The 11,730-nt window shown below is 71.8% G+C and carries 10 protein-coding genes; 1 reads left to right on the forward strand and 9 read right to left on the reverse strand.

What is annotated here, in order from left to right; all coding sequences use genetic code 11:
- Nucleotides 1-34: 34 nt before the first annotated feature.
- The 7 genes from ACLJPL_RS10270 to ACLJPL_RS10300 form a co-directional block, all read right to left on the reverse strand.
- Nucleotides 35-1,039, reverse strand: coding sequence for a sugar phosphate isomerase/epimerase family protein (locus tag ACLJPL_RS10270; protein WP_411080440.1), 1,005 nt, complete (start codon nucleotides 1,037-1,039; stop codon nucleotides 35-37).
- Nucleotides 1,040-1,052: 13 nt separating this feature from the next.
- Nucleotides 1,053-2,285: a Gfo/Idh/MocA family protein gene (locus ACLJPL_RS10275; RefSeq protein ID WP_411080441.1), complete on the reverse strand. Its 1,233-nt coding sequence runs from the start codon at nucleotides 2,283-2,285 to the stop codon at nucleotides 1,053-1,055.
- 71 nt (nucleotides 2,286-2,356) lie between these two features.
- Nucleotides 2,357-3,394, reverse strand: coding sequence for a substrate-binding domain-containing protein (locus tag ACLJPL_RS10280; RefSeq protein ID WP_411080442.1), 1,038 nt, complete (start codon nucleotides 3,392-3,394; stop codon nucleotides 2,357-2,359).
- 61 nt (nucleotides 3,395-3,455) lie between these two features.
- Nucleotides 3,456-4,511, reverse strand: coding sequence for an ABC transporter permease (locus tag ACLJPL_RS10285; protein ID WP_411080443.1), 1,056 nt, complete (start codon nucleotides 4,509-4,511; stop codon nucleotides 3,456-3,458).
- A complete protein-coding gene (locus ACLJPL_RS10290; protein WP_411080444.1) occupies nucleotides 4,508-6,031 on the reverse strand; it encodes a sugar ABC transporter ATP-binding protein in 1,524 nt (507 codons plus the stop codon). Before ACLJPL_RS10290 ends, ACLJPL_RS10285 begins: the two co-directional genes overlap by 4 nt.
- 446 nt (nucleotides 6,032-6,477) lie before the next feature.
- Complete coding sequence (locus tag ACLJPL_RS10295; RefSeq protein WP_411080445.1) at nucleotides 6,478-7,659, reverse strand: ROK family protein; 1,182 nt, start codon at nucleotides 7,657-7,659, stop codon at nucleotides 6,478-6,480.
- Nucleotides 7,660-7,886: 227 nt separating this feature from the next.
- Nucleotides 7,887-8,846, reverse strand: coding sequence for a beta-ketoacyl-ACP synthase III (locus ACLJPL_RS10300; protein ID WP_411080446.1), 960 nt, complete (start codon nucleotides 8,844-8,846; stop codon nucleotides 7,887-7,889).
- A gap of 372 nt (nucleotides 8,847-9,218) precedes the next feature.
- Here ACLJPL_RS10300 and fdhD point away from each other — a divergent pair, with 372 nt between their 5' ends.
- The gene (gene fdhD, locus ACLJPL_RS10305; RefSeq protein ID WP_411080447.1) at nucleotides 9,219-10,088 is read left to right on the forward strand and encodes a formate dehydrogenase accessory sulfurtransferase FdhD; all 870 of its coding nucleotides are present in this window, start codon (nucleotides 9,219-9,221) and stop codon (nucleotides 10,086-10,088) included.
- Between the two features lie 202 nt (nucleotides 10,089-10,290).
- Here the strand turns inward: fdhD and ACLJPL_RS10310 are convergent, their stop codons facing one another.
- Both ACLJPL_RS10310 and ACLJPL_RS10315 read right to left on the reverse strand, forming a co-directional pair.
- Nucleotides 10,291-10,506, reverse strand: coding sequence for a DNA-binding protein (locus ACLJPL_RS10310; protein WP_411080448.1), 216 nt, complete (start codon nucleotides 10,504-10,506; stop codon nucleotides 10,291-10,293).
- 35 nt (nucleotides 10,507-10,541) lie between these two features.
- A complete protein-coding gene (locus ACLJPL_RS10315; protein WP_411080449.1) occupies nucleotides 10,542-11,642 on the reverse strand; it encodes a bile acid:sodium symporter family protein in 1,101 nt (366 codons plus the stop codon).
- Nucleotides 11,643-11,730: the final 88 nt, after the last annotated feature.

An 11,730-nucleotide genomic window follows, 5' to 3' on the forward strand; every position in this document is an offset into this window, starting at 1 on the left:
CGGTCGTGCGCCCCGGGGCGTGATCGAAGCCGTGCTACTCGCCGCCTCCGAAGGCCGCGTCGAAGGAGGCCGATGGCGGGTCGAAGTCGTACCGCTTGAGGCTGGCAAGCGCTTCCGGGGCGCCGGTCAGCCGGTCCATGCCCGCGTCCTCCCACTCCACGGAGACCGGGCCCTCGTAGCCGATGGACCGGAGCATCCGGAAGACGTCCTCCCAGGGCACGTCACCGTGGCCGGCGGAGACGAAGTCCCAGCCGCGCCGGGGGTCGCCCCACGGCAGGTGCGAGCCGAGCCGGCCGTTGCGGCCGTCGAGGCGCTTGCGGGCTTCCTTGCAGTCCACGTGGTAGATCCGGTCCCGGAAGTCGTAGAGGAAGCCGACCGGGTCGAGGTCCTGCCAGACGAAGTGGCTCGGGTCGAAGTTCAGCCCGAACGCAGGCCGGTGGTCGACCGCTTCCAGGGCGCGCTTGGTGGTCCAGTAGTCGTACGCGATCTCGCTCGGGTGCACCTCGTGGGCGAAGCGCACGCCCTCCGCGTCGAAGACGTCCAGGACCGGGTTCCAGCGCTCGGCGAAGTCCTCGTAGCCCCGCTCGATCATGTGCGGCGGGACCGGCGGGAACATCGCGACCAGGTGCCAGATCGAGGAGCCGGTGAACCCGATGACCGTGTCCACCCCGAAGGCGGCGGCGGCCCGCGCGGTGTCCGCGATCTCGGCGGCGGCCCGCTGCCGTACGCCTTCGGCCTCGCCGTCGCCCCAGATGCGGGCGGGCAGGATGCCCCGGTGGCGTTCGTCGATCGGATGGTCGCAGACGGCCTGGCCGACCAGGTGGTTGGAGATGGCGAAGCACTTCAGCCCGTATTTGTCGAGCAGTTGGTGCCTGCTGTCCAGGTAGCCGGGGTCGGTGAGTGCCTTGTCCACCTCGAAGTGGTCTCCCCAGCAGGCGAGTTCGAGGCCGTCGTAGCCGAAGTCCCGGGCGTGCTTGCAGACCTCCTCCAGTGGGAGGTCGGCCCACTGGCCGGTGAACAGGGTGAAGGGGCGGGGCATGGGGAGCTACCTCCTAGGAGGGGATGGGGGTGTGTACGGAGTTCTTCGCGGCGCTCTCCTCGACGGCGGCCAGCACCCGCTGCACCTGGAGCCCGTCCGCGAACGAGGGCTGGGGCGCGAGCCCTTCGGTGATCGTGCGGACCACGTCGCGGGCCTGGTGGACGAAGGTGTGCTCGTAGCCGAGGCCGTGGCCCGGCGGCCACCACGCCTCCAGGTAGGGGTGTTCGGGCTCGGTGACCAGGATGCGGCGGAAGCCGGCGGTGGCGGCGGGCTCGGTGTGGTCGTGGAAGGAGAGCTCGTTGAGCCGTTCCAGGTCGAAGGCGAGCGACCCCAGCTCCCCGTTGATCTCCAGCCGCAACGCGTTCTTGCGGCCCGCCGCCATCCGGGTCGCCTCGAAGGAGGCCAGCGCCCCGGAGGCCAGGCGGCCGGTGAACAACGCCGCGTCGTCCACCGTCACTTCGCCCCGCTCCACCGCGTCCGCAGCACCGGAGAGCCCGGCCGACGCGCCGGAGAGCAGGGGCCGCTCCCGTACGAAGGTCTCAGCCACGGCCGAGACCCCGGTGAGCAGCTCCCCCGCCAGGTACTGGGCGAGGTCCACGATGTGCGCCCCCAGGTCGCCCAGCGCGCCCGAGCCCGCGTGTTCGCGCTTGAGCCGCCAGGTGAGCGGGGAGGCCGGGTCGACCAGCCAGTCCTGGAGGTAGCTGGCGCGCACATGGCGCAGGGCGCCGAGGCGGCCGTCCGCGATGAGCTGCCGGGCGTAGGTGATGGCGGGCACCTTGCGGTAGTTGAAGCCCACCATCGCCACCTGGCCCCGGGCCGAAGCCGCTTCGGCGGCCCGGACCATCGCCTCCGCCTCCGCGACCGTGTTGGCGAGCGGCTTCTCGCACAGCACGTGCTTGCCCGCCTCCAGGGCGGCGATGGCGATCTCCGCATGGCTGTCGCCTGGGGTGCAGATGTCGATCAGCTGCACGTCGTCCCGGGCGATCAGCGCCCGCCAGTCGGTCTCCGCCGCCGCCCAGCCGTGTCGGGCGGCCGCCGCGTCGACCGCCGCACGGTCGCGTCCGCAGATCGCGGCGAGAGCGGGCCGCACCGGCAGGTCGAAGACGTGTCCCGCGGTGCGCCACCCCTGGGAGTGGGCGGCGCCCATGAACGCGTATCCGACCATGCCGACCCCGAGCGTTCCCCGCGCCCGGTGGTGCTGCGGCGGCGGTGCGGTCTGCGTTTCCGTCTCTTGACTACGGGCCATGCGGACTTCCTCCTCATCGGTGTTCGGCAACGGGCCGGGGGATGCGCCGTCCACACCCCCCGGAGACCCGGTCAGTTGAAGCCCGTCGGCAGGTACTGGTCGATGTTGTCCTTGGTGACCACGGCCGAATACAGGGTCAGGGAGGTCGGGATCTCCATCTCGGAGAGGCCGCTGACCCCCTTGTTCTGCCCCAGCGCCCGCGCCAGGTCGATGGCGGAGGCGGCCATCGTCGGCGGGTAGAGGACGGTCGCCTTGAGGACCCCGTTGTCGGCCTTGATCGCGTCCATCGCGGACTTGGCCCCCGCACCGCCGACCATGATGAACTCGTCGCGGCCGGCCTGCTGGATGGCGCGGAGCGCGCCCACGCCCTGGTCGTCGTCGTGGTTCCACAGGGCGTCGAACTGCTTCTGCGCCTGGAGGAGTTGGGCCATCTTCGCCTGGCCCGACTCGACGGTGAACTCGGCGGCCTGACGGGCCACCAGTTTGATGTTGGGGTAGTTCTTCAGCGCGTCGGCGAAGCCCTGGCTGCGCTGCTTGGTCAGCTCCAGGTTGTCGATGCCGGCGAGCTCGACGACCTTGGCGTTCGACTTGCCCTTGAGCTGTTCGCCGATGTAGTGACCGGCGTTGAGGCCCATGCCGTAGTTGTCGCCGCCGACCCAGCAGCGGTACGCCTGCGGTGAGGCGAAGATGCGGTCCAGGTTGACGACGGGGATGCCCGCCCGCATGGCCTCCAGGCCGACCTGGGTGAGCGCCTTGCCGTCCGCGGGGAGGATGACGAGGACGTCGACCTTCTTGTTGATGAGGGTCTTGACCTGGCCGATCTGGGCGGCGGTGTCGTTGGAGCCCTCGGTGATCTCCAGCGTCACCTCGCTGTACTTCTGAGCCCGGGACTTGGCGTTCACGTTGATGGCGTTGAGCCAGCCGTGGTCGGCCTGCGGTCCGGCGAAGCCGATGGTGACGGGCTTGCCCGGCTTGTCGTCGGCGGCGGGCCGGCTGCTGCCCGCGGGCTCCGCGTTCTTCGGCTCGTTGCTGGTGCAGGCGGTGAGGAGCGCGCCCGCGGAGAGGGCGGTGGCTCCGAACAGCAGCCCTCTGCGGCTGGTCTCTGGCATGGCGGTCTGACCCTTCATCCGGTGATTGCGTACGAGGTGCGGGTGATCAGTGCGCAGTCGCTCAGGTCTCGCCGCCCCGCAGGGTGCGGCGCTGGACGAGTACGGCGGCGACGATGATCGCGCCCTTGGCGATCTGCTGGACGTCGCTCTGGAGGTTGTTGAGCGCGAAGATGTTGGTGATCGTGGTGAAGATCAGGACGCCGAGGACGGAGCCGACGATGGTGCCGCGTCCGCCGCTGAGCAGGGTGCCGCCGATGATCGCGGCGGCGATGGCGTCGAGTTCGTACAGGTTGCCGTTGGTGTTCTGGCCGGAGCCGGAGAGCACGATCAGCATGAAGGCGGCGATGCCGCAGCACAGCCCGGAGAGCAGGTAGAGGTAGAGGCGCTGGCGGCGGACGTCGATCCCGGCGAGCCGGGCCGCCTCCGCGTTGCCGCCGACCGCGACCGTGCGGCGGCCGAAGGTGGTCCGGTTGAGGATCAGCCAGCCGATGACGGTCACAGCCGCGAACATGATGACCAGCGGCGGGATCCCGAGGATGTAGGAGTCCGGCAGGCCCAGGTTGAGCACCGAGTCGACGGTGACGATCTGGGTTTTGCCGTCCGTGATCTGGAGGGCGAGGCCGCGCGCCGAGGCGAGCATGGCGAGCGTCGCGATGAACGGGACCATCCCCCCGTACGCGATGAGGACGCCGTTCACGAGTCCGGCGGCGAGGCCGACGACCACGGCGGTGAAGGCGATGCCCGCGAAGCCGTACTCCTGGGTGGCCAGCGTCGTCGCCCAGACCGAGGCCAGGGCGACCATGGCCCCCACGGACAGGTCGATGCCGCCGCTGGTGATCACGAAGGTCATGCCGACCGTGACGACCCCGATGACGGACGCCTGGGTCAGGATCAGCTGGAGGTTCCCGGTGTCCAGGAACGCCTCCGGTTCGGTGATGCCGCCGACCAGGACGAGGGCGGCGAGGACGCCGAGCAGGGACAGGATCCGGACGTCGAGCCGCAGACCGAGTCCGGGGAGGCCGCCCCCGCCCGTCTTCGAGGGGGGCGTGTCGGCGGGGACGGCGAGGGCCCCCTTGTCCGGCCCGTTGTGCTGCGCCGACGGGGCGGGCTGTGTCATGGCGTCGGGCTCCCTTCCATCACGAGGTCGAGTACACGGTGCTCGTCGAGCTCCTGGGCGGGGGCCGTGTGGATCACATGGCCCTCCCGGAGGACCAGCACCCGGTCGGCGAGGCCCAGGACTTCGGGCACTTCGCTGGAGACGAGCAGGACGGCGAGGCCGTCGTCGGCCAGCCGGCGGATCACGGCGTAGAGCTCGGCGCGCGCGCCGACGTCGACGCCGCGGGTGGGTTCGTCGAGCAGCAGGACCCGGCAGCCGCGCAGCAGCCAGCGGGCCAGGACGGCTTTTTGCTGGTTGCCGCCGGAGAGGGTGCGGATCGGGGTGTCCGGGGTGTCCGGCCGCAGGGACAGCTCACGGGTGGCCTCCCGCGCGGACCGCCGCTCGCCGCCCCGGTCGATCCAGCCCGCCCGGGCGAACCGGGAGAGGGAGGAGACGGAGACGTTACGGGTGACGGACTCGGTCATCAGCAGGGCCTGCGCCTTGCGTTCCTCGGGGGCGAGCCCGATCCCGGCGGCGACGGCGGCGCGGACGCTGCCGGGTCGCAGTTGCCTGCCGGCGACGGTGACGGTCCCCGAACTCGCCTTGCGGGCACCGTAGATGGTCTCCAGGATCTCCGAACGGCCGGAGCCGACGAGGCCGGCGAGGCCGACGATCTCGCCGGGCCGCAGCTCCAGGTCGACGGGGGCGAACTCGCCCTTGCGGGACAGCCCTTGGACCCGGAGGACCGGTTCGGCGGTGTTGGCCTCCGCCTCCTCGGGACGCGGCGGGAAGACGTACTCGACGTCCCGGCCGGTCATCATGGCAACGATGTCGCGTGTCGGTGTGTCGGCGGCGGGCAGTCCGACCGCGACCGCCCGGCCGTCCTTCAGCACGGTGACCCGGTCCCCGATGCGGCGGATCTCCTCCAGCCGGTGCGAGATGTAGACGACGGCGACCCCCTCGGCGGTCAGACCGTCGACGATCCGGAAGAGGTTGTCGACCTCGTCGGGGTCGAGCGCGGCGGAGGGTTCGTCCATCACGATGAGCCGGACGTCGTGGGAGAGCGCCCGCGCCATGGAGACGATCTGCTGCTGGGCGGCGGACAGGGCCCCGACCGGCCGCGCGGGATCGATCTCCGGGTGACCGAGGCGGGCAAGGAGCGCCTTCGCGGCCGAACGGCCTTCCCCCGTACGGACGATGAAGCCCGCGCTGGTCGGCTCATGGCCGAGGAAGACGTTCTCGGCCACCGACAGCCCCTCCACCAGGTCGAGTTCCTGGTAGATCGTGGCGATTCCCAGGCGCATGGCGGCGATCGGGGACTTGAGTCGGACGGGCTCGCCGCGCCAGGTGATCTCGCCGTCGTCGGGCTGATGGGCCCCGGCGAGCACCTTGATGAGCGTGGACTTGCCCGCGCCGTTCTGGCCGAGGAGACAGTGGACCTCGCCGGCCTGGACCTCCAGGTCGACGCCGTCCAGGGCGCGTACGCCGGGGAAGGACTTGGTGATGCCGGACATCGTGAGCAGGGGTGGTTCTGGTGCCATGACGAATCCCCTCGGCGAATGGGGTCTCCCGCGCCCCGGGCGGATGCCGGGCGTTCGGGGAGGGCCGGTGAGCGGGCGGGGCGCAGGGCTGGAGGTGCCGTGGAGCCGGCGGCGCCTCGGAGCGGCTGCTGACCAGTGGTACGTGACGAGTACCTGACCAAAGCGGTGATGCGGGGAGCTGTGGAGCGTGGGGCGTGGGCTGTTGGGTGCGGGGCGGTGGGGCGTGGGCTGTTGGGTGCGGGGCGGTGGGGCGTGGGGCGGTGGGTGCGGGGCGGTGGGGCGTGTGGGCTGGTCGGTGTGGCGCGGTGCGGTGAGCTGTTGTACGTGAGGGCGGTGGCGCGATGGGCCGTGGAGCTGTGGTGCGCGGAGCTGTGGTGCGTACGGGACAGGAAGCGGGGTGCGTACGGTGTCGGCGGCGGCGCGGGCGCTGTTCGCCGACCCCGGGGTCAGGCCGGTGAGAAGAGGTGGTCGCTGATGAGCCGGGCCGCGCCGATCACTCCGGCGGCGGGCCCCAACTCGCCCAGCACGATGGGGAGATTGCCGGTGGCCAGCGGGAGGGACTGCCGGTAGACCTGGGTGCGGACACTGGCGAGGAGGTTGTGACCGAGGCCGGTGACCCCGCCGCCGATCACCACCAGACCGGGATTGAAGAAGCTGACGAGACCGGCGATGACCTGCCCGACCCGGTTGCCGCCTTCGCGGATCAGGTCGAGCGCCGCCGCGTCCCCGGCCGCCGCGGCGGCGGCCACGTCGGCGGCGGTGAGGCGTCCGGCCGCCTCCAGCCGGACCGCGAGCTCGGGCGAGCGGCCGTCGCGGGCCGCGTCCTCCGCGTCGCGGGCCAGGGCCGCCCCGCTGAAGTGGGCTTCCAGGCAGCCCTTGTTGCCGCAGGCGCAAGCCCGGCCGTCCGGTTCCACCTGGATGTGCCCGATGTCCCCGGCGCTGCCCGTCGTACCCCGGTAGACCTCACCGCCGACGACGATCCCGCAGCCGATTCCCGTACCGATCTTGACGCACAGGAAGTCGCCCACCGAGCGGGCGACGCCCGCGTGCTGCTCCCCCATCGCCATGAGGTTCACGTCGTTGTCGACCATGACGGGGCAGCCCAGGTCCTGGCTGAGCGCCTCGCGGACCGGGAACCCGTCCCAGCCAGGCATGATCGGCGGCGCGACCGGCACGCCTTCGGGGAAGCGGACGGGGCCGGGAACCCCGATGCCCGCTCCGTCGAAGCCCTCGGCGAGGCCGGAGGCCCGGAGCTTGGCGGCCATCGCCAGGACCTGCTCGAAGACGGCCACGGGCCCCTCGCGCACGTCCATCGGGTGGTTGAGGTGTCCCAGCACCTCCAACTCCGCGTTGGTGACGGCGACATCGATGGAGGTGGCTCCGATGTCGACCCCGAGGAACCGCAGTTCGGGGGCGAGCCGGATGTTGTGCGAGCGGCGGCCGCCCCGGGACGCGGCGAGTCCGTCCGCCACCACCAGGCCGGTCTCCAGCAGCCGGTCCACCTCGACGGCGAGCTTGGACCGCGAGAGGTCGACCTGATCGCCCAGCTGAGCACGGGAGTTGGGGCCCCCGTCACGCAGCAGCCGGAGCAGCCGCGCCTGATGCGCGTTCGCGGGTCGTGCCGTCATACGTCTCACGCGTCCCTCCCCGCCACATCCGGCCAGTCCGTCGGGCTTTCGAGGGGAACGTAGCAGCGCTTTCCCGGAGTGGGAAGAAGTTGCGCAGGAATCAGCGCCAACTTTCTCCACACCCAGGACAAAGCTTCGGCGAGAGCACCGGGAGGACGCTCGGAGAGTGCCCGATTGTGCCCTGGTGTGCCCGGTTGCGCCCGGGTGTGCTCAACGCGCACTCACACTCAGGGGCAGCGGATGACCTGTCCGGCGTACGAGAGGTTTCCGCCGAAGCCGAAGAGCAGCACCGGCGCTCCGGAGGCGATCTCGCCGCGTTCGACCAGCTTGGAGAGCGCCATCGGGATGGAGGCGGCGGAGGTGTTGCCGGAGTCGACGACGTCCCGGGCGATGACCGCGTTGACCGCGCCGATCTTCCGGGCGACCGGCTCGATGATCCGCAGGTTGGCCTGGTGCAGCACGACGGCGGCCAGGTCCTCGGGGGTGATGCCCGCCTTCTCGCAGACCTTGCGGGCGATGGGGGGCAGCTGGGTGGTGGCCCAGCGGTAGACGGACTGGCCCTCCTGCGCGAAGCGCGGCGGCGTGCCCTCGATCCGTACGGCGTTGCCCATCTCCGGCACCGATCCCCACAGCACCGGCCCGATCCCGGGGCCGCCGGGGGTGTCGGGGGCGGACGGGTCGGCGGTGACGACGGCCGCGCCGGCCCCGTCGCCGAGCAGGACGCAGGTGGTGCGGTCGGTCCAGTCCGCGATGTCGCCCATCTTGTCCGCGCCGATGACCAGCGCCCGGGTCGCCGCGCCCGCCCGGATCGTGTGGTCGGCGGTGGCCAGGGCGTGGGTGAAGCCCGAGCAGACCACGTTGATGTCCATCACGGCGGGCGAACCCATGCCGAGGCGCGCCGCGACCCGGGCCGACATGCTCGGGGACCGGTCGATCGCCGTGGAGGTGGCCACCAGGACCAGATCGATGTCGGAGGGCTGGAGACCGGCGGCGGCCAGCGCCTTGGCTCCCGCGTGCGCGGCCAGCTCGTCGACCGGCTCGTCGGGGCCGCCCACGTGCCGGGTCTTGATGCCGACCCGGCTCGTGATCCACTCGTCGCTCGTGTCGACCAGGGCCGCCAGATCGTCGTTGGTGAGCACCTTGGCGGGCTGATAGTGGCCGAGCGCCACGACACGTGAGCCGGTCATACGGGGTCCCATCATCGGCGTAGGGCAGGAAAGACCCAGTCTTGGTGGCTACCGCCCGGTACGGGGGCACGTGATCCCACAGGAATCCGGCCCACACGTTGGAGCATTGACAACAGCCTCATCCGCGTGCTCGTCCCCGACCGGCCGTTCGGGTGGCCACCGGTGACGGCGTACCGCGTGTGCAGGACAATGGCAGGGCCCGGCTTCGGCGCCACCCACGGCCGAAGGCTCCGGACACCGAAAGCTCCGGAGGCGGAAAGCGCCGTACACCGGCAGCTCCGTACACCGACGACTGCGCACACCGACGACTCCGCACAACGACAGCTCCGCCTACCGACAGCTCCGCCTACCGACAGAATCGGGTTCAGCCTCATGGGACGGGTCACCGAGCGCCGCCGCACCCTCCGTATCCGGGACGGTGCCGTCTCCTCCCGCGCCGACACGCTCGTCGCGGAGGAGCCCCTGGAGATCCGGCTGAACGGCAAGCCCCTGGCCATCACGATGCGCACACCGGGCGACGACTTCGCGCTGGCGGCGGGCTTCCTGGTGAGCGAGGGCGTGATCGCCGAGGGCGATGAGGTGCAGTCCATCGTGTACTGCGCCGGGGCTACCGCGGACGGCGTGAACACGTACAACGTGGTCGACGTGAAGCTCGCGCCGGGCGTCGTGGTCCCCGACATCACGCTGGAGCGGAACGTCTACACCACCTCCTCGTGCGGCCTGTGCGGGAAGGCCAGCCTGGACGCCGTACGCACCACCACCCGGCACCGGATCGGCGACGCTCCCCCGGTGCGCGTCACGCCCGAGCTGTTCTCCGCCCTCCCCGACCGGCTGCGGGCCGCGCAGAAGGTGTTCGACCGGACCGGGGGCCTGCACGCCGCCGCCCTGTTCTCCGAGGAGGGCGAGCTGCTGGACGTACGGGAGGACGTGGGCCGGCACAACGCGGTCGACAAGCTGGTGGGCCGGGCGCTGACGGACGGGCGGCTGCCGCTGTCGCGGGCGGTGCTGCTGGTCTCGGGGCGGGCCTCGTTCGAGCTGGCGCAGAAGGCGGTGATGGCCGGCATCCCGGTGCTCGCGGCGGTCTCGGCCCCGTCCTCGCTGGCGGTGGACCTGGCGGCGGAGAGCGGGCTGACCCTGGTGGGCTTCCTGCGGGGGCCGTCCATGAACGTGTACGCGGGTGAGCACCGGATCGCGCTAGAGGCGGGGGCCCACCGATCCGAGGTCGAGCCCGGGGGCCGCTGACGGACGACGCGCGGGTGGGCTCTAGGGGCGGGCGGGCTCGCGGGCGGGCGCTCGCGGGCGAACGGGCAGGCGGCCCGGGCGAGCAGGCGGGCGGGCCGGGGCGAGCAGGCGGGCGGGCAGGCAGGCGGGGACAGGCAAGGGGGCCGGGACAGGCGAGCAGGCGGACAGACAGGGAGACAGGGACAGGGACAGGCGAGCGGGCTCACTCCCCGGCGAACGCCAGTCCCTCGGCCGCCAGCGCCTCGCGCAGCACCCTGACCGCTTTCGGGCCGACCCCGTGCAGCGCCAGCACCTCCGCCGCCGTCACGTCGGCGAGCTGGGCGAGCCGAAAGTAGCCCGCGTGCCGCAGGGCGCTACGGGCCGGGTTGCCCGCGCCGTGCGGGAAGTCGTCCTCGGCTTCGGTGGGCCGGTCGGCCATGGCGGATCCTCCGTGTCAGCGGCGGTCGGCGGTCATCACGTCACCGTAACCGCCGGGTGTGACACCGGCCCGCCACCGGAGCCGTCCGCACCCCGCGACGGCCCCTCCGGATCGCACGGCCCCTCCGGATCGCACGGCCCCTGCGGGTCCTGCGCCGGTTCCGGGTCCCGGGAGCGGCGCTTGGCGATGACCGCGCAGACCATCAGCTGCATCTGGTGGAAGAGCATCAAGGGCAGTACGGCGAGACTCGCGTGCGCCCCGAACAGCACGCTCGCCATCGGCAGCCCCGCCGCCAGGCTCTTCTTCGACCCGGCGAACTGGATCGCGATCCGGTCCTCCCGGTCGAACCCGAGCCGCCGCGCTCCGTACCAGGTCAGCGCGAGCATCAGCGCCAGCAGCACCGCCTCGGCCGCGAGCAGCGCGCCGAGCCGGGCCGGGGTGACCTGGCTCCAGATCCCGGCGACCATGCCCTCGCTGAACGCGGTGTAGACGACCAGCAGGATCGAGCCGCGGTCGACCAGGCCGAGCACCTTCTTGTGGCGGGCCAGAAAGCCGGCGACCCAGCGGCGCGAGAGCTGTCCCGCGAGGAACGGGACCAGCAGCTGAAGCACGATCTTCAGCAGCGAGTCCGCCGAGAACCCGCCGCCCGTGGAGCCGAGCAGTAGCGCGGCGAGCAGCGGGGTCAGGAAGATCCCGGTCAGGCTGGAGAAGGACCCGGCGCAGATCGCGGCGGGCACATTGCCCCGGGCGATCGACGTGAAGGCGATGGAGGACTGGATCGTCGACGGCACGAGGCACAGGAAGAGGAAGCCCGCCTGGAGCTCGGGCGTCAGCACATACGGAACCAGCCCCTTGCTCGCCAGCCCGAGGAGGGGGAAGACCAGAAATGTGCAGGCCAGGACGGTGAGGTGGAGCCGCCAGTGCTTCAGCCCGTCGAGCGCCTCGGCCGTCGAGAGCCGGGCCCCGTAGAGGAAGAACAGCAGGGCGACCGCTCCGGTGGAGGCCCCGCCCGCCACGTCGGCGGCGGCACCGCGCGCGGGCAGCAGCGCGGCCAGGACGACCGTGCCGATCAGCGCCAGGATGTACGCGTCGACCGGCAGCCAGGACGGCGGGGTGAGGGTGCGGCGGCGGCTCATGTGCTCCGGGGCTCCACGTGACTTTTCGGCCGACTCTTCGGCTGACTCCTGGGCCGGCTTACGGCCGACTCTTCGGCTGACTCCCGGG

Source organism: Streptomyces sp. cmx-18-6, assembly GCF_046548915.1.
Classification (GTDB): Bacteria; Actinomycetota; Actinomycetes; order Streptomycetales; family Streptomycetaceae; genus Streptomyces.